The 24,755-nt window shown below is 62.5% G+C and carries 23 protein-coding genes; 15 read left to right on the top strand and 8 right to left on the bottom strand.

From position 1 onward, the window contains the following. The first annotated feature begins 70 nt into the window (after positions 1 to 70). From arc to SB659_RS06555, 15 genes are all read left to right on the top strand, one after another. Entirely contained in the window at positions 71 to 1,879 is a 1,809-nt protein-coding gene (gene arc / locus SB659_RS06485) for a proteasome ATPase (RefSeq protein ID WP_284974653.1), read from the top strand. 50 nt (positions 1,880 to 1,929) lie between these two features. After that, entirely contained in the window at positions 1,930 to 3,567 is a 1,638-nt protein-coding gene (dop, locus tag SB659_RS06490) for a depupylase/deamidase Dop (RefSeq protein ID WP_410549873.1), read from the top strand. Between the two features lie 101 nt (positions 3,568 to 3,668). Beyond that, on the top strand, positions 3,669 to 3,872 hold the full coding sequence (locus SB659_RS06495; protein WP_284974652.1) for a ubiquitin-like protein Pup: 204 nt from the start codon (positions 3,669 to 3,671) through the stop codon (positions 3,870 to 3,872). Positions 3,873 to 3,952: 80 nt separating this feature from the next. Further along, positions 3,953 to 4,762 carry a proteasome subunit beta gene (gene prcB, locus SB659_RS06500; protein ID WP_284978314.1) on the top strand — a complete coding sequence of 270 codons (810 nt, stop codon included), beginning with the start codon at positions 3,953 to 3,955 and terminating at the stop codon, positions 4,760 to 4,762. A 1-nt stretch (position 4,763) separates the two neighbouring features. Further along, positions 4,764 to 5,471: a proteasome subunit alpha gene (prcA, locus tag SB659_RS06505; RefSeq protein WP_284978313.1), complete on the top strand. Its 708-nt coding sequence runs from the start codon at positions 4,764 to 4,766 to the stop codon at positions 5,469 to 5,471. 1 nt (position 5,472) lies between these two features. Further along, positions 5,473 to 6,837: a Pup--protein ligase gene (gene pafA, locus SB659_RS06510; protein WP_284974649.1), complete on the top strand. Its 1,365-nt coding sequence runs from the start codon at positions 5,473 to 5,475 to the stop codon at positions 6,835 to 6,837. A gap of 109 nt (positions 6,838 to 6,946) precedes the next feature. Continuing rightward, positions 6,947 to 7,876 (top strand): FKBP-type peptidyl-prolyl cis-trans isomerase, encoded by a 930-nt coding sequence (locus SB659_RS06515; RefSeq protein WP_410549845.1) that lies wholly within the window; start codon positions 6,947 to 6,949, stop codon positions 7,874 to 7,876. Positions 7,877 to 7,960: 84 nt separating this feature from the next. Beyond that, positions 7,961 to 8,356, top strand: coding sequence for an FKBP-type peptidyl-prolyl cis-trans isomerase (locus SB659_RS06520; protein WP_026540707.1), 396 nt, complete (start codon positions 7,961 to 7,963; stop codon positions 8,354 to 8,356). 118 nt (positions 8,357 to 8,474) lie between these two features. Continuing rightward, positions 8,475 to 10,496, top strand: coding sequence for a helix-turn-helix transcriptional regulator (locus tag SB659_RS06525; protein WP_410549846.1), 2,022 nt, complete (start codon positions 8,475 to 8,477; stop codon positions 10,494 to 10,496). A 9-nt stretch (positions 10,497 to 10,505) separates the two neighbouring features. Next, complete coding sequence (locus SB659_RS06530; protein ID WP_410549847.1) at positions 10,506 to 10,865, top strand: hypothetical protein; 360 nt, start codon at positions 10,506 to 10,508, stop codon at positions 10,863 to 10,865. Between the two features lie 36 nt (positions 10,866 to 10,901). Beyond that, positions 10,902 to 11,171 carry a Sec-independent protein translocase subunit TatA gene (tatA, locus tag SB659_RS06535; protein WP_284974645.1) on the top strand — a complete coding sequence of 90 codons (270 nt, stop codon included), beginning with the start codon at positions 10,902 to 10,904 and terminating at the stop codon, positions 11,169 to 11,171. A gap of 6 nt (positions 11,172 to 11,177) precedes the next feature. Then, positions 11,178 to 12,014: a twin-arginine translocase subunit TatC gene (tatC, locus tag SB659_RS06540; protein WP_410549848.1), complete on the top strand. Its 837-nt coding sequence runs from the start codon at positions 11,178 to 11,180 to the stop codon at positions 12,012 to 12,014. A gap of 24 nt (positions 12,015 to 12,038) precedes the next feature. Then, on the top strand, positions 12,039 to 15,023 hold the full coding sequence (locus SB659_RS06545; protein ID WP_410549849.1) for a DEAD/DEAH box helicase: 2,985 nt from the start codon (positions 12,039 to 12,041) through the stop codon (positions 15,021 to 15,023). Positions 15,024 to 15,080: 57 nt separating this feature from the next. Continuing rightward, the gene (locus SB659_RS06550) at positions 15,081 to 16,775 is read left to right on the top strand and encodes an amidohydrolase (RefSeq protein WP_410549850.1); all 1,695 of its coding nucleotides are present in this window, start codon (positions 15,081 to 15,083) and stop codon (positions 16,773 to 16,775) included. Between the two features lie 131 nt (positions 16,776 to 16,906). After that, positions 16,907 to 17,650: a polyprenol monophosphomannose synthase gene (locus SB659_RS06555; RefSeq protein WP_284974641.1), complete on the top strand. Its 744-nt coding sequence runs from the start codon at positions 16,907 to 16,909 to the stop codon at positions 17,648 to 17,650. A gap of 120 nt (positions 17,651 to 17,770) precedes the next feature. Here SB659_RS06555 and SB659_RS06560 read toward each other — a convergent pair whose 3' ends face one another. The 8 genes from SB659_RS06560 to SB659_RS06595 form a co-directional block, all read right to left on the bottom strand. Then, positions 17,771 to 18,118, bottom strand: coding sequence for an RNA polymerase-binding protein RbpA (locus SB659_RS06560; RefSeq protein WP_011774875.1), 348 nt, complete (start codon positions 18,116 to 18,118; stop codon positions 17,771 to 17,773). Between the two features lie 266 nt (positions 18,119 to 18,384). After that, positions 18,385 to 19,365, bottom strand: coding sequence for an SPFH domain-containing protein (locus SB659_RS06565; RefSeq protein ID WP_410549851.1), 981 nt, complete (start codon positions 19,363 to 19,365; stop codon positions 18,385 to 18,387). 101 nt (positions 19,366 to 19,466) lie between these two features. Beyond that, positions 19,467 to 19,928 carry an NfeD family protein gene (locus tag SB659_RS06570; RefSeq protein ID WP_284974639.1) on the bottom strand — a complete coding sequence of 154 codons (462 nt, stop codon included), beginning with the start codon at positions 19,926 to 19,928 and terminating at the stop codon, positions 19,467 to 19,469. 109 nt (positions 19,929 to 20,037) lie between these two features. Next, positions 20,038 to 20,895: a methyltransferase domain-containing protein gene (locus tag SB659_RS06575; protein WP_410549852.1), complete on the bottom strand. Its 858-nt coding sequence runs from the start codon at positions 20,893 to 20,895 to the stop codon at positions 20,038 to 20,040. Between the two features lie 36 nt (positions 20,896 to 20,931). Beyond that, positions 20,932 to 21,606 carry a peptide deformylase gene (locus tag SB659_RS06580; RefSeq protein ID WP_410549853.1) on the bottom strand — a complete coding sequence of 225 codons (675 nt, stop codon included), beginning with the start codon at positions 21,604 to 21,606 and terminating at the stop codon, positions 20,932 to 20,934. 77 nt (positions 21,607 to 21,683) lie between these two features. Then, complete coding sequence (locus SB659_RS06585; RefSeq protein ID WP_410549854.1) at positions 21,684 to 22,817, bottom strand: FAD-dependent oxidoreductase; 1,134 nt, start codon at positions 22,815 to 22,817, stop codon at positions 21,684 to 21,686. After that, positions 22,810 to 23,559, bottom strand: a complete 750-nt coding sequence (locus SB659_RS06590) for a class I SAM-dependent methyltransferase (protein WP_410549855.1) — start codon at positions 23,557 to 23,559, stop codon at positions 22,810 to 22,812. The genes SB659_RS06585 and SB659_RS06590 overlap by 8 nt, the downstream gene beginning before the upstream one ends. Next, the gene (locus SB659_RS06595; RefSeq protein WP_284974634.1) at positions 23,556 to 24,692 is read right to left on the bottom strand and encodes a type III polyketide synthase; all 1,137 of its coding nucleotides are present in this window, start codon (positions 24,690 to 24,692) and stop codon (positions 23,556 to 23,558) included. Before SB659_RS06595 ends, SB659_RS06590 begins: the two co-directional genes overlap by 4 nt. Positions 24,693 to 24,755 lie beyond the last annotated feature (63 nt).

Raw genomic sequence — 24,755 nt, forward strand, 5'->3', positions numbered from 1 at the left:
GGATGTCTCCGACCCCCTAGGACTTTTCCGGACTAAGGTCTTGTTAAAGCTCAGGAAGGGGTTGATGATCGTGGATACGCCTAACAACGACCTTGGACGGCCGACGCCGGAAGAACCAAACGCTGCATCCGACGAGGCAGCGAGGCGGAGACTCGCCGCAGTTCAACCGGCGTCGAGCTCCAGCGAACTCACCGTTGCCGAGCGGCAGATCAACATCCTCCGGGACAAGCTCCGCCACATCGACCGCCAACTGGCGGCCGCCACCCAGAACAACGGCAAACTCGTCACCATGCTGGAGGCAGCCAAGGCCGAGATTCTCCGGCTGAAAGGTGCGCTGGAGCAGGAGGGGCAGCCGCCCTACAGCTTCGGAACCGTGCTCCAAGTGAACCCGCGCCGCCAGCCCGCTGCCGGCAGCTCAGGCCAAGCCGCCACCGAGGAATCAGTGGACATCTTCAACGCCGGCCGGAAGATGCGGGTCGGGGTGAGCCCATTGGTCAATCTCAACCAGCTTGCCGTTGGACAGGAAGTGCTGTTGAACGAGGCACTCCTGATCGTTGCGGGCCTCGGTTACGAACGTGCCGGTGAACTGGTCACCCTCAAGGAGTTGCTGGGCAAGGACCGCGCCTTGGTGGTTGGCCGCGCCGACGAGGAGCGGGTTGTCAGGCTCTCCGGAGCCCTGCAAGGCACCCATTTGAAGGTCGGGGACGCTTTGTCCCTCGATGCGCGGACGGGCTACGCCCTGGAGAAAGTCCCGCGCGCAGAAGTGGAGAACCTCGTCCTCGAGGAAGTCCCGGACATCACCTATGAGGACATCGGCGGGTTGGGGCCCCAGATCGAGCAAATCCGCGACGCCGTCGAACTGCCCTTCCTCCACCCGGACCTGTACCGCGAACACGGCCTCAAAGCCCCCAAGGGCATCCTCCTTTACGGCCCTCCAGGGTGCGGGAAGACCCTCATCGCGAAGGCAGTTGCCAACTCCTTGGCTGCCCGCGCCGCTGAGCGCGCCGGGAACACGGACCTCAAGAGCTACTTCCTGAACATCAAAGGTCCCGAGCTCCTGGACAAGTACGTGGGCGAAACCGAACGGCACATCAGGCTGATCTTCTCCCGCGCCCGCGAGAAAGCCTCAGACGGCAGCCCCGTGGTGGTGTTCTTCGATGAGATGGACTCGCTGTTCCGTACCCGCGGGACCGGGGTTTCGTCCGACGTCGAAACCACCATCGTTCCCCAATTGCTCAGCGAAATTGATGGGGTTGAGCGGCTGGACAACGTCATTGTCATTGGCGCATCCAACCGCGAGGACATGATCGACCCCGCGATCCTGCGGCCCGGCCGTCTGGACGTCAAAGTCAAGATCCAGCGTCCCGATGCCGAGGCGGCGGCCGACATCTTCGCCAAGTACATCACCACCGACCTTCCCTTCCACACCCAAGACCTGGCCGAGCATGGAGGCGATCCACAGGCGACGGTGGATGCCATGATCCAACGCACGGTTGAAGCAATGTACTCGACAGAGAAATCAAACGAGTACTTGGAGGTGACATACGCCAACGGCGATACAGAAATGCTCTACTTCAAGGACTTCAACTCCGGGGCCGTGGTCCAGAACGTGGTGGACCGCGCCAAGAAATATGCCATCAAGGACCTCCTGACCAACAACCAAAAGGGCCTTCGGATCGATCACCTTCTGCGGGCCGTGGTGGACGAATTCCGGGAGCATGAGGACATGCCGAACACCACCAACCCTGACGATTGGGCCCGGATATCCGGTAAGAAGGGCGAGCGGATCACGTACATCCGCACCATCGTCCAAGGCAAGGCCGGGCAGGAACCGGGCAAGTCCATCGAGACCACAGCCAACACGGGTCAGTACCTGTGACCCCAGGAATCCAGGGTACGGCAGCCGCGAACCTGCCAGTTGGTGGAGCGATGCGGGTCATGGGCGCCGAAACCGAATATGGGATCCACGCGCCGTCGGCACCCGGTGCCAACGCCACCATGATGTCAGCCCGGATCATCCAGGCCTATGCCACGGTGACCCGGCAGCGGGCAGCGGGCGGGGCCGAAACACGCTGGGACTATACCGACGAGGAGCCATTGCATGACGCCCGCGGATGGACCTTGGAGAGGTCAGCCGCGGATCCCAGCCAGCTCACCGATCAGCCGCCAGTGCTCGACGCCGAAGCGGTCGCCTTGGCCTACGGACGCCAGGAACTGGAGTTGGACGGCGGTGACGAGTCCGGTTCCTTGCTGATGAATATGGTCCTCGGCAACGGCGCCCGGCTGTACGTTGACCACGCGCATCCCGAGTACTCAAGCCCGGAGGTCACCAACCCACGCGACGCCGTCATCTGGGATGCTGCCGGAGACTTGGTGGCGTTGGCTACCGTCCGAAAGGTGGCAGCTGACGCCAGCTTGCCACCGATCAACCTCTACAAAAACAACACGGACAACAAGGCTGTCTCCTACGGATCGCATGAGAATTACCTCATGCCGCGGTCCGTGCCCTTCGGCGACATCATCCGCGGCCTGACGCCCTTCTTCGTTTCGCGGCAGATCGTGTGCGGGGCCGGACGTGTGGGGTTGGGCCAGGACAGTTCAATGGCCGGCTACCAGATCAGCCAGCGCGCTGATTTCTTTGAGGCCGAAGTGGGGTTGGAAACCACCATCCGGCGCCCCATCATTAACACCCGGGATGAACCACACGCCACGGCTGACAAGTATCGGCGGCTGCACGTGATCATCGGCGACGCAAACCTCAGCCAAGCCTCGAACTTCCTGAAGTTTGGCACCACCGCCATGGTCCTGAGCCTGGTGGAAGCCAAGCTGGCTCCGCCGATCGAGGTGCACGAGCCCGTCCATGCTTTGCAAGCCATCAGCCACGACACCACGCTCACGGCCACGGTTCGGCTCATGGACGGTCGCCGGGTGACGGCGCTGGACTTGCAATGGATGTACTACGAGGCCTCAGCCAAGCTTGCCCAGGAAACGGGCGTGTCCGACCCGCTCACCGGGGACGGCCACACCCACGAGGTCTTGGCGCAGTGGGAGTCCACCTTGACCGGCCTGGGCAACGACGTCGACTCCGTTGCTTCTTCGGTTGAATGGGTGGCCAAGAAGTCCCTGTTGGAGGGCTACCGAAACCGGGATGGCCTTGCTTGGGACGATGCCAGACTCGGCCTCGTGGACCTCCAATGGTCCGATATCCGCCCTGAGAAAGGCCTCTACTACAGGCTGCTGGCGCGCGAACGCATGCAGAGGATTGTCGACGACGGCGACATCGCGCGGGCGGTGGGCGAACCGCCGTCGGACACCCGGGCCTATTTCCGTGGTCGGTGTGTTTCCCGGTTCGGCAAGGACGTGGCCGGGGCCAGTTGGGACTCGGTGATTTTCGATGTTCCGGGGCTCGGCAAGCTGCAGCGGGTACCCACGCGGGAACCACTGAGGGGAACGAAGGCGCTCACTGGAGCCCTCTTTGACCGGCATCAGGAGGCGGCCACTTTCCTGGCCGAACTGCTGGGACAGGAGCCACCTCCGCCCAGGAATTCCGGCGCGCCCGCCACGTGATCAGGAGGGCATCGCGAAACCCGTACGCAGCCACCCCGACCGTGGCAATATGGCAGTAGGAAGTCTCCACCACCGGGAGACTGACAGTAGGGAGAAAGAAAATGGCAGCTCAGGAGCAACAGCAACCACAGTCCCGGGAGTCCGAGACCGACGTGGATGTACCGGAGGCCCCTCCTGCGGCTCCCGAGGCCCAGGCTTCGGATGCGACGCAGGGCGTGGATGATCTCCTGGATGAAATCGACGGCGTTTTGGAATCCAACGCCGAAGAATTCGTTCGGGCGTTCGTCCAAAAAGGCGGCCAATAAGCGGAAGCCAGGAACACAACGGCCCGTCCGGCGTGAGGCCGGCGGGCCCCGGCAGGCATCAGAGTCGAAGGAGTGCAGCAATGCAAGACCCATCAACCGGCCCCTTGGCCGCTCAGGCAACGTCTTCGTTCACAGAGCATCTGCAACGTTCCAGGCCCGAACTCCTTCCCTTCTCCCAATCCCTGCCGGCCGGAACAGTGCCTGCATCACCACATGCCACCACCATCGTCGCCCTCACCTACGCGGGCGGCGTGCTGATGGCTGGTGACAGGCGCGCAACCATGGGGAACGTCATCGCCAGCCGGCACATTGAGAAGGTGTTTCCGGCGGACGAGTTTTCGGTGCTGGGCATCGCCGGCACGGCCGGTTTGGCGATAGACATCACCCGCCTGTTCCAAGTGGAACTGGAGCACTACGAGAAGATCGAGGGCACGCTCCTCAGCCTTGTGGGAAAGGCGAATCGCCTCGGTGCCATGATCCGCGGAAACCTCCCCATGGCGATGCAGGGTATGGCGGTGGTGCCCCTGTTTGCCGGCTTTGACAATGTCTCCGGCATCGGCCGCTTGTTTTCCTACGATGTGACCGGCGGGCGGTACGAAGAACAAGAACACCATTCCGTGGGCTCAGGTTCCGTTTTTGCGCGTGGGGCCCTGAAGAAGCTGTGGAAACCGAACCTCTCCGAAGATGACGCCGTGGCCGTTGCCGTTGAGGCCCTTTACGACGCCGCCGACGACGACTCCGCCACGGGCGGCCCGGACCCGGTCAGGCAGCTCTGGCCTGTGATCTACACGGTGAACCGTGCCGGTAACCGACGCGTCCCGGACCGTGAGCTGGCTGCCATTTCCGGTGCCATTGTTGAATCTCGCGCAGTTGCCGGACGAGAGGCCTGACATGACCCAGCAGTTCTACGTTTCCCCGGAACAGTTAATGAAGGACCGGGCTGACTTCGCCCGGAAAGGCATTGCACGGGGTCGGTCCGTCGTCGTCATGAGCTGTGCCGAAGGAATCGCGCTGATCGCGGAGAACCCCTCGCCGTCGTTGCACAAGATCGGCGAGATTTACGACAAAATCGCGTTCGCCGCCGTCGGCAAGTACAACGAGTTCGAGAGCCTCCGGCAGGCCGGGGTTCGATACGCCGATGTCCGCGGCTACTCCTATGACCGCGAGGACGTCACGGCCCGTGGCTTGGCCAGCGTCTACGCCCAAAGCCTCGGCGCCGTGTTCACGGCCGAGCAGAAGCCCTTCGAAGTGGAACTGGCCGTGGCCGAGGTAGGCCTGACGCAGCAACAAGACCACCTCTACCGGCTCACTTTCGACGGTTCCATCGCGGATGAGAACGGTTTCGTGGTGATGGGAGGCCTCGCCGACCAGATTACCGACGCCGTCCGCAGCGCATGGGAGCCGGAACTCAGCCTGGCAGGGGCAATGCGCCTGGCGCTGCGCTCACTGGCTACGGACAAGGAAGCCGAAGCGCTGGCGGCCACCGCCGTCGAAACGGCTGTCCTGTACCGCTCTTCCGAAAGCCATCTTGGCTCGCGCAGGGCGTTCCGACGGCTGTTGCCCGAGGACATGAACCGGCTGCTTACAGAGGAGGCTTGATATGGACAAGCGGATATTCGGCATCGAGACAGAATTCGGCATCTCGTATTCAAGCCCTGACTCCCGGCCCTTGGCACCGGAGGAAGTAGCCCGCTACCTTTTCCGAAAAGTGGTCAGCTGGGGGAGGTCATCGAATGTGTTCCTGACCAACGGCTCGCGCCTCTACTTGGACGTCGGATCCCATCCCGAGTACGCCACGGCCGAATGCGACGACCTCGCCCAGCTGATAGCGCACGACAGGGCAGGGGAGCTCATTCTTGATGACCTGGTGGACGAAGCCCAAGCAAGGCTGGCCGCAGAGGGGTTCACCGGTACCGTCTATCTGTTCAAGAACAACACCGACTCTGCAGGCAATTCCTACGGTAGCCACGAAAACTACCTCATACCCCGCCGCGGAGAATTCTCCCGGCTGGCAGAGATCCTGATCCCGTTCCTTGTCACCCGGCAATTGATTGCCGGTGCCGGAAAGGTCCTGAAAACCCCCCACGGAGCAACCTTCGCTTTCTCCCAGCGCGCGGACCACATCTGGGAAGGCGTGTCCTCAGCCACCACCCGTTCGCGCCCCATCATCAACACCCGCGACGAGCCCCACGCAGACGCCGAGTTCTATCGCCGCCTCCACGTGATCGTGGGGGACTCGAACATGTCCGAAACCTCTGCGTTGCTTAAGGTCGGAACGGTTGACCTCATCCTCCGCATGATCGAGGCTGGCGTCATCATGCGGGACATGCGGATGGAGAACCCTATCCGCAGCATTCGGGAGATCTCCCACGACCTGACCGGCCGGGCGCTGGTGCGGCTGGCGAATGGGCGGCAACTGACGGCGCTCGATATCCAGCGCGAGTACCTTGGCAAAGTGACGGAGTTCGTAGCCGCGAACGGCGCCCACAACAGCCACGTGCCCCTCATCCTGGACCTGTGGACCCGCACCCTGGACGCAATCGAAAGCGGCGACACCAGCACGATCGACACCGAGGTGGATTGGGCCATCAAGAAGAAACTCATGGATGGCTACATGAGGCGGCACCAGCTCAACCTCGATTCGCCCCGGATCGCCCAACTCGATCTCACGTATCACGATATTTCGCGCCAGCGCGGTATCTTCTTCCTACTTCAGGCCCGGGGAGCTGCCCGTCGGCTGGTCACCGAAACCGACATCAAGGATGCCGTTGACGCTCCGCCCCAGAGCACCCGGGCTAAATTGCGCGGCGATTTTGTCCGCAGGGCCCAGGAGCTCGGCCGGGATTACACCGTGGACTGGGTGCACCTGAAGCTCAACGACCGGGCCCACCAGACGATTCTGTGCAAGGATCCCTTCCGCAGTGTCGACGAGCGGGTGGACGCCCTCCTGGACTCTATGGGTTGATTCCCAGCTTCACCGGTTAGTCTGGGTAGTGCTCTCTTGCCAAGAGAGAAGCCGCTTGGATGCGCACTGCGCCGTTCCGAGTCTCCCTTGCCCCGACGAAAGTGTTTTTGTGCGCCGACTTTTAGCAATTCTCATTCCGGCCCTGTTGCTCATGACTGCGTGCGGGGGAGGAGGAAGCACTCCGGCTGCCGAGCCCACCAGCCAAACAGCTGGTGATACCTCCAAGCTTGCGTCAGTCAAGGTGACGGACAACGGCGACACCAAGGCCCCGGGCCTGGACTTCACCAAGCCGCTCACCGTCACGGAGCCCACCATCAAGGTGGTCAGTGAAGGTACCGGGGCTCGCGTCAAGGCCGGGCAAACCGCCCAGCTCGTCTACTTGGCCGTGAACGGCAGCGACGGTAAGACTGTGGAGGATGCCTACACCAACGGTCCGCAGCCCATCCAACTCAATGACCAGCTGAAGTCAGGCAACTCGGTCATCTACAACGCCATCGTTGGCGCCAAGATCGGTTCCCACGTGGCCTACGCCGCTCCCGGTACTGCCTCCGGCACCGAAGCTGCAACCACCCAGTTGGTAGTCTTCAAAATCGTTTCGGCCAAGGATGCAGCCCCCGTGCTTTCCAAGCCGGAAGGCACGACTGTGACGCCTCCGGCCGGGCTGCCGACCGTCAAGGATGACGATAAGGGCGTGCCCCAGATCTCCGTTACAGGCGTGGCCGCTCCCACCAAACTGATTGCCCAGGACCTTATCAAGGGCAATGGTCCCGCCGTCAGGGCGACCGACACACTCACTGTCAACTACGTGGGCGTCAACCTCGTCGGCGGCACCAAGTTCGACTCCAGCTTCGACCGCGGCCAGACGGCGAGTTTCCCCCTCTCCGGTGTGATCAAGGGCTGGACCCAGGGCCTGGAAGGCAAGACCGTAGGCTCCCGCGTGCTCTTGGTCATCCCACAGGACTTGGCATACGGCGCCGCAGGCCAGGGCGACGCGAAGGGCGATTTGGTCTTCGTGGTGGACATCCTCGGAATCCAGTAAGTCACCGTACCGGCGCCAGGACTACATGGCGCTGCCCTAAGCTTGTTCCCGACACCTCTTTATCCCTCACACCAAGGAGAATCCATGTCTTTTGGCCAGCGTGACTTCGACCGCACCAAGCCCGAAATCGACTTCCCCGAAGGCGACGTCCCCACCGATCTCGTCATCACCGACCTCATTGAGGGAACCGGTGCCGAGGCAAAGGCAGGAGACACCGTTTCCACCCACTACGTCGGCGTGGCCTGGTCCACCGGCGAAGAGTTTGACGCGTCGTGGGGCCGCGGTGCACCCTTGGACTTCCGCGTGGGCGTTGGCCAGGTCATCCAGGGATGGGACCAGGGGCTCCTCGGCATGAAGGTCGGCGGCCGCCGTCGTCTGGAAATTCCTTCCGAACTCGCGTACGGATCCCGTGGCGCCGGCGGAGCAATCAAGCCCAACGAGGCCCTGATTTTCGTCGTTGACCTCGTCGCTGTCCGCTAGGGCTGAGCCTCGGACTGACCCCAAGGCGTAACACTCAGCAAGGCGCGTCACCCCCGGTTTGTACCGGTCGGTGACGCGCCTTGCTGCTTTCTGCCCGGTCTTTAGTAACGTAGCAAGCGTGTCTGCATCCCGCACTGAACGCCTCCTGAACCTCCTCTTGGCTTTGCTCAACACCAAGGTAGGACTCCCGCGCGCCGTTCTCAGGGAGAAGGTCTACAAAGACTCTGCCGAGAACGACGTCGCTTTCGGGCGGATGTTCGAGCGTGACAAGGTTGACCTGAAACAGTTCGGTTTCGAAATTGAAACGATCGTTGACCGCAGCAGCTTTGGTAACGACGACCCCGGAACCACCCGGTATCGGATTGGCAAGGACTCCAACAGGCTCCCCGAGGTGGTCCTCACCCCGGCCGAGTCAACAGTGTTGCTGCTAGCGGCCCAGCTATGGGAGCGGGCGGCTCTCGGCACAGCAGCTGCCAGTGCCGTCCGTAAGCTCCAGGCGGCAGGCGGGTTCACCGACGTCGACCTCCCGGCGGGAGTCCAGCCCAGAATTAAACCCGCCGGGCAGGCGTTCGACGACGTCGTTGCGGCCATGCATGGTCGGCATACCGTCCGCTTCGGTTACCTGGCCGGCAGCACGGGCCGGGAGGAGCAGCGGGAAGTCGAACCCTGGGGTTTGGGCAGCCGCTTTGGTCAGTGGTATCTGGTCGGTTGGGACCGGGCCAGGGGAGCCAAGAGGTTCTTCAGGCTCTCACGCATGACCACCGCCGTCACAGCCGTGCCGGGAAGCTCATGCGAACCTCCGGCGGGATTCAACGCCCGGGCTGAACTCGATGAACTCAACGAACTCCCGTTGCGCCAAGCCACGTTGGAAGTGGACCTAGGCAGGTTGCTTGCGCTGCGCAGGCGGGCCGTGACCGCGCAAGAACCAGCCACGGGCAGTCCAGCCCGAGACCGCGTCGTGGTCGAGTTCCGTGATCCGGAGCAGCTCGCGGAGGAGCTTGCCTCCTACGGTCCCCGTGTCCTCGTCCAGGAACCGGCGGACTTGCGTGCCGCCGTCGTCCGCCGCCTCCAGGCCGCCTTGGACTTCCACACCAGCCCCGCCGTCGCACCCACGTTCCCCGACGCCGGCCGGGCACCGAGGGCCCGGAAGCGCACGTCCGAGGACCAGCTCGCCAGGATGTTGCAGCTGGTTCCGTTCCTGGTCCACCATCAGGGCCTGCACATCCAGGAGGTTGCCGACCGGTTCGGTATCAGCCGCAGGCAGCTCATCGACGACCTGAAAATCCTCATTTGTTCGGGGCTGCCGGGCGGTTACCCGGATGACCTGCTCGATATCCAGTGGGAAGACGACCACGTCTATATCTCCGAGCACCTGGACCTGAACAGGCCGGTCAAGTTCAGCGAGGACGAGGCTGCCGCGCTCCTCACGGGTTTGGCCATGCTGGGGGACTTGCCGCAGTTGGCCGGCATGCCCGAAGACCAACCGGGAAGTGCCTTGGAGTCCGTCACCATCAAGTTGACGGGCGCTGCGGGGACGGCCGGACGCCTCGCTGGTTCGGTCTCAGGGCAGTCGGTTGCCCCCGAACAATCGCAGTCCTTCGCCACTATTACCCAGGCCGTAAGGGACGGCCAGCAACTGCATCTCCGATATTTGTCACTCCAAAAGGACGAGATCACCGAGCGCGACGTCGATCCGCTTCGCCTGTATTCGCTGGACAACACCTGGTATTTCGAGGCCTATTGCCACAGCGCCGCCGGAATCCGGAACTTTCGGCTGGACCGGGTGGAAAGCCTCGCGGCCAATGGCCGGGCAGCTTCCCACACGGCGAGCACCGGGCAGGATTTTCCGGCGCGGCTGTTCACGCCAAGTGACGACGACGTGCTGGTGACACTCGAACTGACGCGGCAAGGTGCCGGGCTGGCCGATGACTATTACGCCGAACGCACCGCGCAGCGTCCCGACGGCGGACTGCTCGCCGAAGTCCGCTTCGGCAACGCCGGTTGGGTGCCGATGTTCATCTCCCAGCACGGCGGCGCGGCCAGGGTGCTGGCCCCGGAAGCAGTTCATACCGAGACCGGAACGTGGCTCAAAGCGTCCCTTGCCCAGTACGAGTCGGCCGCCGGCAGCGTGGCTGGCTAGACTACTCAGATGCCTTGGTGGTTCTGGATCCTGTTATGGATCGCGCTCATAGCCCTTTCCCTGCTCCTTCACGTGACGCTGGGATATCGCCTGTACCGGAAGATGATGTCTACCGTCCGGGAGTTGGGGGAGGCGGGCAAGAAGTTCAGTTCCTTGCCGGCCGCCCGCATCGACCCCGACATCGAGGCTCACGATGCGCCGAATGAGCGCCCCGAACAGGGCTCTGCGGTTTTTGCCTCCCCCGAGCAGATGCGTCATGATTACGTGACGGCCAAAGCCGCCCGCCAGGAAGTTCGACGCCGGAAGCGCATCCAGCGCAAGGCCGAGCGGGGTCAGCCACAATCCCTGCACGACATCGAATTCAGTTAGACGTAGGATGTACCCAAAAGGAAAGGACCTCCCCACATGAGGCTCGAAGGCTGGCATCTCATCATCATCATCGTTTTGGCGCTGTTGCTTTTCGCTGCGCCAAAATTGCCCTCCATGGCACGCAGCATCGGTCAGTCGATGCGTATCTTCAAATCCGAAGTCCGTGAAATGAAAAAGGACGGCTCCTCGGAGAAGAAGGACGCCCCGGAATCGACTGACGCCGTAGAAGGCACCGTCGTCGGCCACCCTGACGTCAAGACCAGCAGCAAGGGCGAGACCGACGTTCCGCCCGCCACCCGCGTCTAAAGAGAAGTGGTAGAAACGAAGGGGCGCAAGGCCAACCCCGAAGCCCGGATGGGCTTGCTTGACCACCTCAAGGAGCTCAGGAACCGGCTCTTCAAGGCTGCCATTGGCGTTGTCCTCGGGACCGTCGTGGGTTTCATTGTCTACCAGCCCTTGCTGACGGCGTTGATCAAACCGATCACGGACCTGAACCACAAAGAAGGGCGCGCGGCCACGCTGAACTTCGACGGCGTCGCTAGTTCGTTCGATCTCATGGTCCAGGTTTCGGTCTTCCTGGGGCTTATCCTTTCCAGTCCTGTCTGGATCTACCAACTCTGGGCCTTCATCGTGCCCGGGCTCCACAAGAAAGAGCGCCGCATGGCGCTGTCCTTTGTGGCGACAGCGGTGCCATTGTTCGTTGGCGGCGTGCTGTTGGCGTGGCTCGTGCTCCCGAACGCCGTCCGGGTACTGACCGACTTCACACCCGCCGGCGGATCGAACTTCATCAGCGCGGACGTTTACCTGTCCTTTGTCCTGAGGCTACTGCTGGCCTTTGGCATCGCTTTCCTCGTGCCGGTGGTTTTGGTGGGGCTCAACCTTGCCGGAATCATCAAGGGCAAGCAACTCGTGAAGAGTTGGCGTATCACCATCTTCCTGGTCTGTTTGTTCGCGGCCATGGCGGCTCCCGGAGCGGACGCCATGAGCATGTTTTACCTTGCTTCTCCCATGCTCGTGCTGTTTTTCGCTGCAGTTGGCGTGTGCCTGTGGAATGACCGGCGTCGTGAGCGTCGGATGATCAGGCGTGAGGCTGAGACCGAGGCCACGGCGGATATCGCAACGCCCGCTGCGGAACTGGAGAATCTCTAGACCTCCGGCCACTAGGCTGGATGTATGTCCTCTACTTTCGGGTCGTCATCTCCAGCAGACCGTTACCAGGCTGCAGCCACCAGGGCAGCTGAGGCCAAGACGTACTTAGGTGCATTTGCCCGGTCACTGGACTTCGCCCTCGACGACTTCCAACGTGAAGCCTGCCGCTCGTTGCAGGAAGGCCGGGGCGTCCTCGTTGCAGCTCCGACCGGCGCCGGAAAGACAATAGTTGGAGAGTTCGCCATTTTCCTCGCGCTCCAACGCGGGTTGAAAGCTTTCTACACCACCCCGATCAAAGCCTTGAGTAACCAGAAATTTGCCGAGTTGGCGGCAAAATACGGGCAAGCGAACGTAGGGTTGCTGACCGGTGATACCAGCATCAACGGTGATGCCCCGGTAGTCGTGATGACCACCGAGGTGCTTCGCAATATGTTGTATGCGGACTCCGAGACTCTCGGTGACCTCGGCTTTGTGGTCATGGACGAAGTCCATTACTTGGCCGATCGATTCCGTGGCGCCGTCTGGGAAGAAGTGATCATCCACCTGCCCAGCGAGGTCCAGGTTGCCTCCCTGAGTGCAACGGTGTCCAACGCAGAGGAATTCGGTGCTTGGCTGGACACCGTCCGTGGTGATACCGATGTGATCGTCTCCGAGCACCGCCCTGTGCCGCTCTGGCAACACGTCATGGTTGGTCGGGAGATCGTCGACCTTTTTGCCGGTGATGTCACCTTCGATGCCATCGCTCCTGGCAGCGTGGCCGTGTCCGCGGCTGGCGATGACGTTCCCGGTCTCTCGGAGAGCGATGAAATCGGCGAAGAACCGGTTGCGGCTCGCCGCAAGCATAAGACGTCGGCCAAGAGTGCCGCAGCTGCTTCCGTGCGCCAAGCAGTGACCGGGCCTGAGTTTGAGGTGAATCCGGACCTGCTTGCAATGGCGCGTTCGGAAAGCCGGATGAACATGGGCGCGCGCTACAGCCACGGGAGCCGTAGCAGGCGCCGCCAAGACCGCTACCGTGACGAGCGGCAGCAAACCGAACAGCGCAGCCTGGTCAGGAAGGCAAGCCGCCCCCAGGTCATCGAGAGCCTCCGCCGCCAGGACCTGTTGCCAGCGATCACCTTCATTTTTTCCCGGGCAGGCTGCGACGCCGCGGTGGCACAGTGTGCTGCTTCGGGCTTGTGGCTGACCACCGAGCAGGAGCAGCAGATCATTGCCCAGCGGGTAGATGAGGCAAGCCATGAAATTCCGGCGGACGACCTCGATGTCCTGGGCTTCTGGGGCTGGCGCGACGGCTTGCTCCGCGGCTTCGCTGCACACCATGCAGGCATGCTTCCCACCTTCAAAGAGGTGGTGGAAAAGCTCTTCGCGGATGGCCTGGTCAAGGCGGTCTTCGCAACGGAAACACTGGCCCTCGGCGTCAACATGCCCGCCCGCTGCGTGGTGTTGGAAAAGTTGGAAAAGTTCAACGGCGAAGCGCACGTTAACATCACCGCGGGGGAGTACACCCAGCTCACCGGACGCGCCGGCCGGCGCGGCATCGACGTCGAAGGCCACGCCGTGGTTCTGTGGCAACCGGGAACGGACCCGGCAGCAGTTGCGGGCCTAGCCTCAAGGCGCACCTACCCCCTCAATTCGAGTTTCCGGCCCACCTACAACATGAGCATCAACCTGATTGCCCAGTTCGGCAGGACTCGGGCGCGTGAGATCCTGGAATCCTCCTTTGCCCAGTTCCAAGCGGACCGCTCCGTGGTGGGCCTGGCCAGGCAGGTCCGTGGCCGCGAGGAGTCACTGGCCGGCTACGCAAAGTCGATGCAATGCCACCTGGGCGACTTCACGGAGTACGCCAAGCTTCGTCGCGAGCTCAGCGACGCCGAGAACTTTGCGGCCCGTGACCATCACCGGGCCCGCAAGTCCAGGGTGGCCGACTCCTTGACGCGGCTCATTCCGGGAGACGTGATCACGATCTACAGCGGGCGGTTGGCTGGCCACGCGGTGATCCTCGACGTCGATCCGAACGCCCGCGAGCCCCGGCCGTCGGTTCTGACCTCCGATAACCAGCTTCGCCGGATCGGTGTGCATGACCTTGACGGACCTGTCTCTCCCGTCACGAGGATCAGGATCCCCAAATCGTTCAACGCCAAGGTCCCCAAGTCGCGCCGGGACCTCGCAGCGGCGATGCGGCACGCCATCAGCGAGGACGCTCCGCAGAGTCCCCGGAACAGCAGGCATGAGGACTTTGGGTTGGGCGCAAGGCTTCCGGACCAGGAGCAGCACATCGCCGACCTCAGGCGCGCACTCAGGGCGCACCCATGCCATGGATGCAGTGAGCGCGAAGACCATGCACGGTGGTCCGAACGTTGGTGGAAACTCCGGAAAGAAACGGACGGCCTGGTTCGGCAGATCCAAGGCAGAACCAACACTATCGCCAAGACTTTCGACCGGGTCTGCGACGTCCTGTCTGCATACGGCTACTTGGAAACGAACGACGCCGGACGCGTCACCATCAGCGACCACGGCCAACGGCTTCGCCGCATCTACGGCGAAAAGGACCTTCTGATCTCACAGTCTGTCAGGCAAGGGGCACTCAACGATCTCGATGCTGCGGAGCTTGCCTCTTTTGCCACGACGTTGGTGTATCAGGCCAAGCGCGAAGACCGCGGACTCCGCCCCCGAATGCCTTCCGTGGCTTTGGAATCAGCGGTGGACATCGTGGTCCGGGAATGGTCACAGCTGGAGGACACTGAGGAACACTACCGGCTTCCCCTCACGGGTGAACCCGAACTCGGGCTGATGTGGCCCATGTACCGGTGGGCCAGGGGCCGGCATCTGCAGGATGTCCTCCACGGCACCGACCTTGCTGCCGGTGACTTTGTGCGCTGGGCCAAACAGGTGGTTGACCTGCTGGACCAGCTCGCCAAGATTCCCCAACTGGATCCTCGTGTGGCGCGGATATGCCGTGAATCCATTGACCTGGTGCGGAGGGGCGTCGTCGCCTACTCAACCGTGGCCTGAACCCCGCAGCCTGACGTCTTCCCTCCGCTCAAGTACTACGCTCAAGGAGCACAAAGCATGAACCAGCCAGGCGTGTCCACCGGCGCCCCCGAGGAATCCAACCGCCGTAAAGTCACCATGTACCGGAACGGTTCCATCTACACCGCTGCTGACCCTTTCGCGACAGCCATGGTGGTGGACGGCGATACGGTGGCGTGGGTGGGCTCCGAACAGGCTGCGACGTCCATCGCTGACTCCTCCATGGAGATTATCGACCTACGCGGTGCATTGCTGGCCCCGGGTTTCGTCGACTCGCACATGCACCTGACCGAAACGGGGCTCGCCGCCAGTGGGCTGGACGTCGCGGGGGTCCGTTCCAGCCAAGAGCTGCTCGACGCCGTCGCTGCCGCCCCAGGGACGGGCGCCATCCTGGGCCACGGTTGGGATGAAACGGCCTGGCACCAGTCCACGCTCCCTACCCTTGAGGAAGTGGACAGGGCGGCAGGGGGCAGGCCCGTCTATCTTTCCAGAATCGACGTCCATTCGGCACTCATCTCGTCGTCGTTGGCCGCAGCGGCGGACTTGAAAGGCATGGATGGCTTCGAGGCGGGGCCAGAGGCTTCGGGCTCCGGGGGTGGCGTCAGAACGGCGCAGGTGCGCCGCGCAGCACATAGCGCAGCCAGGCGCGCCGCGCGTGAGCTGCCCGAGTCGGAGCGGCGTGATTACCAGGAACGCGCGCTCCGGGAAGCCGCCGCCAACGGGTACGTGGCATTGGCCGAGATGTCAGCCCCACATATCTGTGGTCCGGATGACCTGCGGATGGCTATCTCATGGAACGACGCACCCGCCCACCCCCAGGTCCTGCCGTACTGGGGCGAGCTCGCCACCTCGGAAGAACACGCCGGTGCCATCGTGCAGCAGATGGGCGGCAACGTCCTTGGCCTCGCTGGAGACCTGAACATCGATGGTTCCCTCGGTTCACGCACGGCAGCTTTGAGCCACGGTTACTCTGACGCCCCGGAAGAACGGGGCAGCCTGTACCTGACCGTTGACCAGGCAGCCGCGCATCTTGCCGTCACCTCTGCCTTGGGTGTGCAAGCCGGTTTCCATGTGATCGGTGATGCCGGGTTGGGCGCGGTGCTCGATGCCTTGGATATGGCAGCCGGCGAAGTAGGGGAGCAGCGTATCCGAGCTGCGGGGCATCGTCTGGAACACGTCGAGCTCGCAGACGCGGAGGCGATCGACAGGCTGGCCAAATACTCGGTGACGGTGAGCGTGCAGCCCGGGTTCGACGCCGCGTGGGGAGGCCCCGGTGGTCTCTACGAACAACGCCTCGGTGACCGCAGCAAGGCGATGAGTCCGTTCGCTTCGTTCTACGCCAAGGGTGTCCCCGTTACCTTCGGCAGTGACAGTCCCGTGACACCGCTGCGGCCGTGGTCGAGCGTCCGGGCGTGCTTGGAGCACAGCAATCCGGAGCAACGGATTTCCGCCAGGGCCGCGTTTTTGGGGCATACCCGCGCCGGTTGGCGGGCGAGCAAGCACCGTAATCCGCTGATGGGCCAACTCGTTCCCGGAGCTCCGGCGAGCTTCGCGGTGTGGGAAGTGGAGGAGCTCATGGTCCAGGTTGCAGACAGCCGCGTTCAGTCGTGGAGCACCGATCCCCGAGCCAGGACCCCGCTCCTGCCAGCCCTTGACACAGGCAAGGACCCAGTCTGCCTGCAGACCGTCAGGGAAGGCCATGAACTGTTCGCGGCGGCTTCCCTTCGCGAATAGTCTCCGATGTGGCCCGGGCCACACCCGCAGTGGCGCGGCCCGGCGTCGTCCTATAATGGGGAGTTGCGCCAGGACGCCAGCTGTAAAGTTGCTCCGGCACTACGACCGCTCCATCAAGGAAAGGCCTCTTCTTGCGTGTCCTGACGATCATTCCCACCTACAACGAGCTCGAATCGCTTCCCAAGACTTTGGGTCGGCTGCGTGCAGCAGTACCGCATTCGGACGTCCTGGTGGTCGACGACAACAGCCCTGACGGCACCGGACAGCTGGCTGACGAGGCCGCTGCAGCTGATGGCCAGGTCCATGTTCTGCACCGAAAGGGCAAAGAGGGCTTGGGAGCGGCGTACATTGCCGGGTTCAAGTGGGGGTTGGCTGCAGGATATGACGTCCTGGTTGAGATGGACGCCGACGGATCCCACAAGCCGGAGCAGTTGCCCCTCCTCCTGGATGCTGTGGAGAACGGGGCGGACCTCGCGATGGGTTCGCGGTGGGTCCAAGGTGGAAGCGTGGTCAACTGGCCCCTGTACCGGCAGGCCATCTCCCGGATCGGCAGCACATATGCGCGCATCATGCTGGGTGTCAAAATCAAAGACGTGACAGGCGGCTATCGCGCTTTCCGCCGCAGCACCCTCGAGGCACTGAAACTCGATGAAGTGGACTCTGTTGGCTACGGTTTCCAAGTGGATCTGGCCTGGCGTGTGGCCAAGCTCGGGCTGCGCATCGAGGAAAGGCCCATCACGTTTGTGGAACGCGAACTTGGAGCATCCAAGATGAGCGGCAACATCGTGGTCGAAGCCATGATCAACGTGACCAAGTGGGGCATCGCCGCCCGCTGGGCGAAGCTAACAAGCAAGACGCCGGCACGGGCTAAATAGCGCGAAGACTGCACAAAAAACGGCCGGGCTTGGTTCGAGAAGAACCAGCCCGGCCGTTCCGTTTCCGTACTATGTGGATTTCCGTACTATGCGGATTTCCGTACTATGTGCATTTCCGCACTATGCGGACCGGCGCTCACCGCGGCGTTCGCGCAGGATATTCAGTCGGTCCTCAAGGATCTGCTCCAGCTCGGGAAGGCTGCGGCGCTCCAGGAGCATGTCCCAGTGGGTGCGAACGGCTTTTTCGTTGGCGTCCACGGGGCGCTCACCGTCTACCAGAAGGGCTTCCTTGCCGGTCTTGGAAACCCACACCGGGGGAATTTCAGCTTCCGAGGAGAAGGTTACGAAGACCTGCTCGCCATCCTCGCAGCGGTACTCGACCCGCTGGCGCGGTGCCGGTTCGACGCCGGATTCGGTTTCCATGCTTTGGGCGCCAAGACGCATACCCCGCAGGCTGCGATCACTCATGATTACTCCCTCTGTCTGATCACGGAGCACTAACTCCGCGTTTACCGTAAACCGCCATGACGATCTTGGCGGACATTACGGACTACTTCTTCACACCGTGCATCACTCAATGCAACGCCTGGCCAAGCTTTATTGTTCCGTCCGTACTGAATGAGCCGGACAAATAACCTATTATACGCCGAGCAGGTGCAACTACTCAAAGCGGTGAAAGTCAGGGACGGCCAGCCGATGTGACTGACCGTCCCTCGCTTCCGTTCCTTGTAGGCCTATCCGGCAGTCCGGGACTGCTCCGTGGTCGCTTCACGCTTGGCGTTCCCTGCGTCCGCGCCATCGGTGAACAGACTGGCCGCTGGAGAATCCTCCAGGCTCCCGCCCAGCGCACCGCCAATACCTTTAAGGGCCTCGCCCACTTCGCTGGGGATGATCCACAGCTTGTTGGAACTGCCTTCGGCAATCTTGGGCAGGGTTTGCAAGTACTGGTAGGCAAGGAGCTTTTGGTCGGGATTGCCTTTGTGAATGGCGTCGAAGACTTTCTGGATCGCTTGCGCCTCACCATCGGCACGCAAGATAGCGGCTTTTGCATCACCTTCAGCTGCAAGGATGGCTGCTTGGCGCTGGCCTTCGGCGGTGAGGATCTGAGACTGCTTGGTACCTTCGGCCGTGAGGATGGCTGCTCGCCGATCACGTTCGGCTCGCATCTGCTTCTCCATAGAGTCTTGGATGGAGTGCGGCGGGTCGATCGCCTTGAGTTCAACACGTGACACACGAATACCCCAACGGCCCGTCGCTTCATCAAGGACGCCGCGCAGTTGGCCGTTGATTTGGTCACGGGATGTCAGGGCCTCTTCGAGGTTCAGCCCGCCCACGACGTTACGGAGGGTAGTAGTGGTCAACTGCTCCACTGCCTGGATGTAGTTGGCGATTTCATACGTCGCCGCCCGAGGGTCGGTGACCTGGAAGTAGACCACGGTGTCAATTGACACCACCAGGTTGTCTTCGGTGATGACCGGTTGCGGTGGGAAGGACACCACCTGTTCACGGAGATCAAGCAGCGGCAAGAGCCGGTCCACGAACGGGATCAGGATGGTCAGCCCAGGGTTGAGCGTGCGCTGATACTTGCCGAGCCGTTCAACCACGCCGGCACGCGCCTGCGGAATGATCCTCACGGACCGGACCAGCACAATAATGACAAAAATGACGAGAACAACCAGCACAATCGCTGCGGCTGTTCCTCCTAAGCCGTCCATACGTCTCCTTCGTTCCCCAATTGAGTGGTTCATACGGCTTCGCGGGCGGACTTGCCGGCCCACCATCCGAAAAACTCCAGATGCCGGCTGTTAGCCGCCGGCTAGCTCGGGCTGTTGTCGGCAGATGAGGTGACCACCGCCGTCGCACCTTCAATTTTTGTCACATGGACAGTTGCGCCGGCGTCGAGAATCCCAGCGGTGCTGCGGGCGCTCCAGACGTCGCCGCCGATCTTGACCAGTCCGCTGGTGCCGCTGACGGATTCGAGTACCAGGGCGGACTGCCCAATCAGGCGGTCGATATTGGTGCGCTGCTCTTCAGGACCTTTGTGGAGGTGCTTCAGCGCGATGGGCCGGACGAAAGCAATCATCAAAAGCGAGACGACGGAGAAGATGACGATTTGCAGCCAGAACGGGGCACCCGCAAAGTCAGCGGCCAAGCCTGCCAGGGCACCCCCTGCCAGCATGATGAAGAAGAGGCTGAGCGTCAGCATTTCCACCACTGCGAACGCAAGAAAAACCGTGAGCCAGAGGGCCCACCAGTTCTCGCCGAGCCATTCAAACATTACGTCCCCCTTGGTCCTGGACCCCGTAAACAGGATCGCAGTCTCGATCCCTTCATCCTAGTCCGAGACCGGGGTCAGCGTCAGTGGTCCGGGGCAATGCGACTAGCCGCTAGGAGAGCCGGGGACCACCGGTAAACGCGCTGAGCTGGAACTTTGCCGTGGTGGCCAGGGTTGCCCGGCCGTGTAACAGCGCGTCGATCTCCTCGCGGCGCAAGTGGTGCCCAGCCGGCCCCATATAGGCAAGGTCTGTAATCTCAGATCCGCTGAGGACGAGGGGGACGTCCAAGGTGTGCTCCACCGCCTCAGTGAAATATCCGCTCATCGTGGCAGCAAGGCGTTCGGCTTTCCCTTCCTCGATCTTGAGCATGCCCCCGAGGGAAGCCAGGTCTGCGAGATGACCAGGCTGCGGCGTCACGACGATCAGCGTTCCGCCAGGACGCAACACCCGGGCAAACTCAGCGGGGTTTCGTGGCGCAAACACCACCATGACGACGTCCACCGCGTCATCTGCCACAGGCAGGGGACGCCAGAGGTCCCAGACCAGGTTGGCGGCCTCAGGGTTAAGCCGGGCCGCACGCCGCAGGGCAAACTTGGAAATATCCAACCCAATGGCCGCCGCCTTTGGCGACGCGTCCAGTACTGTCCGCAGGTAATGGCCGGTACCGGTGCCGGCGTCGAGTACCAGCGAGCCGGGCCGGTCAAGGAAATCTGACGCCAACCCCGCAACAGCTTCCTCAAGGGGGGCATAATGCCCGGCGTCCAGGAATCTTTGGCGCGCCGCCACCATCTGCGCGGAATCGGACTCGAAGACCGTTCCCTTACCCGTCAGCAGGTTGAAATATCCCTGCTTCGCAGCATCGAATGCGTGCCCCGTCGGACACTTGAGCGTCAGCTGTGCTTGGTGGTCAAGAACGAAAGTGCCCGAGCAAACAGGACAGCGGAGGGCGGCAACGGCGTCGGGCAACATGGCTTTAATCCTACGGGGGACCGCCGATAGCCCGGCTCAGTCGGTCAGGAAGCCCAAGCTGCGTTTCGCGTCGTCAATCCCCGGCGCAGACCATCGCATCGAGTGCTCAGAATTGCTGGAGAGGGACCGGAGCTCGGCGCGATCCAGGTAGAGGACGCCGTGAAGGTGGTCGGTTTCGTGCTGGACAATGCGGGCTTGCCAGCCCGAGAACCATTCTTCCGCTGCCACGCCTTCCGGCGTCAGGTAGCTGAGCTCCACGTTGCGGTGCCTGGACACCACCGCCTGGTAGCCGGCGACGGATAGGCAGCCCTCATAAAACGCGGCCGTTTCTCCACCGAGGGGACGGTATTGAGGGTTGATGATGGCGAAAAACGGCAAGTGTTCCCGGTGCCTCGCCGCTGCCGACGCCGGATCCACCTCGAACTGGTCCTCAAGCACCGCGAGTTGGAGGGGGATGCCCAACTGGGGTGCGGCCAGTCCAACGCCCGGGGCAGCATGCATGACCTGGCGCATACGCTCCACCAGCGCGGAGAGCTCGGCGTCGTCCAACTGCCCGTCATATGGCGCAGAAAACTGGCGCAACACGGGGTGCCCGGCCTGGACAATCGCCGGAAGCTGCTCCTCATCAAGCAGTCGCCGGACGGCGTCCCGGATTTGGCTGGCGCTGAAATTGGTGGCGGGGCCAACGGCCCCACCAAGGAGGTGGGTCATGCTTCGAGCCTATCGCCACGGCCGCCCAGCTCAGTACCTGGACCTGGCCCGCTGACCCATGCACGACGACGGCGGGACTAACGCATGGTGAAACGCCGCTCTACCAAAGTCGCGACGGGCGGAACGGCGAGGGCGGCAGCAAACAGCGCGTTCCTGGCGTTCATGGCTTTAGCGGGCAACGGCCTGCCCAAAGCCATGTTGATTCCTGCCTGCCTCGACGCCCGCAATGCCGCACGGCGTCGACGCTTCTCGAATTCATCGAGTCGGGCTTGGACGGTGTCTCCCGTGAGGAGAGCTCCCATGAGGGGTGCCAGTGCGGCTGCGTCCAACCATCCAAGATTCATTCCCTGACCACCGATAGGGCTGATCTCATGCGCGGCGTCGCCGAGCAGGACCATCCGGCCGTGCACCATCCTCTTAGCCAATCGAGCCTGCACATCAAAGGCACTGAGCATCGTGTTGCTGGCCGGATCCACGTGCTCGCCTGTCCTGTCCGCTATCAAGTCCGCCAGCTGTGCCGCCGTCGAGCCCGGATCCGGCGCGCCCAACCTCACCACCCAGCGGCGCACACCGTGGGGCAGCGGAAAGGACTCCACGATACCCGGTGGCTCCAGATACAACACCGCGGAGCTCCCGTGCCCCGTGTGGTCAGAATAATCGCCCATGATGTAGCTGTCCGGATAGGTTCGCGCAGGCAGGTCCGGTAGCAACGATTGCCTCAGCCGGGAGTGCGCGCCGTCGGCAGCGATGACCACATGGGCCAAAAGGTCGAGCTCTCCCGATTCTGTCGCGGCGAGAACGCGAACCGGGCCAGCGTCGCCGTCGTCGATCTCTTTCACGTCGGCGCCGCGGATGATCGCCGACGGGTCCAAGCGCAGGACCGCACGCTCCAGGGTGTCCTCCGTGACGGGCTGCGGCACGGCCAGGATGAACGGGAAGTTCGCGTCCCCTGAGAACGACAACCGGGCAACATCGCGACGTTGGCTATACGCGATTCCCTCGCGGATGCGGACACCGGCGTCGATCAACTCGTCCGCGACTCCAGCCCGGGCCAAGTGCGCCAAGGCCGGCGGGTGAACGCCTATGGCTCGCGATCGGGTGCTTCGCGTTCGCCGCCGTTCCAGGATCCGGACGTGGTGGCCACGCTGCAGGAGAAGGAGCCCCACAAAGAGGCCGACCGGTCCGGCGCCGACAATGACGACCTCAGGCATGGTCCTCCCCGCGTAGCATTCCCGGCGCATGGTCTTGGCCGGCACGGGGGTGAAAGGTCAACAGATGGTGCCACGGGCCGTTTCTTTCCACCCGCCACTGTGCCGGAACCACGGCCGCCAGTTCCGATGGTGTGTAGCTCCGCTTGATCGACACGAGCCCGTCACCACAAATGTAGGAACCAACTCCGAGGGGCCAAAATCCTGCCATAAAGAGAACATAGGAAGCATTGCTGCGCCGGAGGTCGTTATGCAGCACAAGGCTCCGCGAGAGCACTTCAGAGTCGTGCAGGACTCCGGCCAGCTGCGGTGGGTCGAGGTGGTGAAGGATGTGGTTGGAGATGACGACGTCGAAAGTTAAGTTTTCGGCGACGAGTTCGGAACTGTGCGCTTGGCGGTATTCGACGCCTCGCACCGGCCGGGTTTGGGATGCGAAGGAAAAAGCCCGGGCATCCGGGTCGATCGCGGTGACCGTGAGGCTGTAACCGTCGCTGCTGGCCCAGCGCGCCAGGCTCCGCGCCACATCCCCGCTGCCGCAACCAATATCGAGCAGGGACGCTTTGCCGTCCCGTTCGAGCAGCGGCTTGATACGGCGTCGATAGGTTCCATGCCATCCGGAAAGGAGGCGGTTCACCACCGGAAAGCGCGCGTACGTCTTCTCCAGCCGCTTGGGATCGCAATCAGGTCGATCCATGTCCTCGACGGCCACCTCATCACGCTGACGCAGCGATCCCCAAGGGCTCACAGGCTGGGGGACACCAGCGTGAAGAGGCCCGTCTCTACTGTCAGGCCGGGGCCGAACGCCATGGAACATATACGTTCTTCCCTGTCCTCGGCAGGTTGGCCCAGCATGTACTTCAAGACAAAGAGAACTGTCGCGCTGCTCATATTGCCGTACTCCCGCAACGTCTCCCGGGCGGGGACCAATTGCGCCTCGGTGAGCTCCAATTTGGACTCGACCTTGTCCAGGATGCTTCTTCCGCCAGGGTGAATGGCCCAGTGTTTGATATCGCGGTAGGGGAGCGCTGCCAGTTCCGGTTCCTTCGCAAGGAGCGGTTCCAAAGCCCCAGTGATGTGCTCTTCGATGATGTGCGGCACATAGGAGCCGAGCACCATTTCAAATCCCTCGTCACCGATGTTCCACGCCATGGCTTCTTCGCCTACCGGCGTTAGGACCGTTTCGAAGTGGTCCAAGCGGACCACCGGGTCCGGCCCCTGGGGTTCCCGGGCTGTGACGACGGCGGCCGCCGCACCGTCGCCAAAAATAGCCGACCCCATGATGGTGTCCGGATCATTCGATGTCCGCACATGCAAGGAGCAAAGCTCAACACAAATGACGAGGACCACCGCTTCCGGATCGGCGAGGCAGAATTGCTTGGCCGCTTTCAGCGCCGGAAAAGCCGCGTAACATCCCATAAATCCGAGGTGATAGCGCTGCACGGCCGGGTTGAGCCCCAAAGCACGGACCACCTTGTAATCCGGGCCAGGGTTGAAAAACCCGGTGCAGGAGACCGTGATGACGTGGGTGATGTCATCAAGGTCGATTCCCGATGCTTGGGCTACAGCAGACTTGCCCGCCTCTACGAAGAGCTTGGTGGCCTCCGTGGCGAATATTTCGTTACGGACCTTTGTACTGGGACTAAGAACCCTGTTGGTTTCGGGGTCGAAGAAGCGCGGATTTTCCGGATGCGCGTCCAAGCTCAATTCGGCAACTGCCGTGTAGCGCGTGTCAATGGCCGCGGAGTCAAAGCAGGTGGAGACCAGACGCGTTCCGAGCCGCGTCAAACCTGGCTGCGAGGCAAAAACTTCACGTGCTTGATGCTGAATCAGGATGGTGGGCGGAACTGCGGTTTCGAGGGACCTCATGTATACCGGCATGCTTCATTCTTAGTGAGTAAACCGTGGAAGACAATGGCAGAATCGAAGCAACTGATCGAGACT

The organism is Arthrobacter sp. SIMBA_036 (assembly GCF_046535135.1).
GTDB lineage: Bacteria > Actinomycetota > Actinomycetes > Actinomycetales > Micrococcaceae > Arthrobacter.

Coding starts and splice junctions, on each gene's coding strand:
- tatA (WP_284974645.1), top strand. CDS start 10,902: ATGAGGCTCGAAGGCTGGCATCTCATCATCATCATCGTTTTGGCGCTG.
- SB659_RS06550 (WP_410549850.1), top strand. CDS start 15,081: ATGAACCAGCCAGGCGTGTCCACCGGCGCCCCCGAGGAATCCAACCGC.
- prcB (WP_284978314.1), top strand. CDS start 3,953: ATGCAAGACCCATCAACCGGCCCCTTGGCCGCTCAGGCAACGTCTTCG.
- SB659_RS06545 (WP_410549849.1), top strand. CDS start 12,039: ATGTCCTCTACTTTCGGGTCGTCATCTCCAGCAGACCGTTACCAGGCT.
- SB659_RS06575 (WP_410549852.1), bottom strand. CDS start 20,895: ATGTTGCCCGACGCCGTTGCCGCCCTCCGCTGTCCTGTTTGCTCGGGC.
- SB659_RS06580 (WP_410549853.1), bottom strand. CDS start 21,606: ATGACCCACCTCCTTGGTGGGGCCGTTGGCCCCGCCACCAATTTCAGC.
- SB659_RS06520 (WP_026540707.1), top strand. CDS start 7,961: ATGTCTTTTGGCCAGCGTGACTTCGACCGCACCAAGCCCGAAATCGAC.
- pafA (WP_284974649.1), top strand. CDS start 5,473: ATGGACAAGCGGATATTCGGCATCGAGACAGAATTCGGCATCTCGTAT.
- SB659_RS06530 (WP_410549847.1), top strand. CDS start 10,506: ATGCCTTGGTGGTTCTGGATCCTGTTATGGATCGCGCTCATAGCCCTT.
- SB659_RS06595 (WP_284974634.1), bottom strand. CDS start 24,692: ATGCCGGTATACATGAGGTCCCTCGAAACCGCAGTTCCGCCCACCATC.
- SB659_RS06570 (WP_284974639.1), bottom strand. CDS start 19,928: ATGTTTGAATGGCTCGGCGAGAACTGGTGGGCCCTCTGGCTCACGGTT.
- SB659_RS06495 (WP_284974652.1), top strand. CDS start 3,669: ATGGCAGCTCAGGAGCAACAGCAACCACAGTCCCGGGAGTCCGAGACC.
- SB659_RS06585 (WP_410549854.1), bottom strand. CDS start 22,817: ATGCCTGAGGTCGTCATTGTCGGCGCCGGACCGGTCGGCCTCTTTGTG.
- dop (WP_410549873.1), top strand. CDS start 1,930: ATGCGGGTCATGGGCGCCGAAACCGAATATGGGATCCACGCGCCGTCG.
- SB659_RS06560 (WP_011774875.1), bottom strand. CDS start 18,118: ATGAGTGATCGCAGCCTGCGGGGTATGCGTCTTGGCGCCCAAAGCATG.
- SB659_RS06565 (WP_410549851.1), bottom strand. CDS start 19,365: ATGGACGGCTTAGGAGGAACAGCCGCAGCGATTGTGCTGGTTGTTCTC.
- prcA (WP_284978313.1), top strand. CDS start 4,764: ATGACCCAGCAGTTCTACGTTTCCCCGGAACAGTTAATGAAGGACCGG.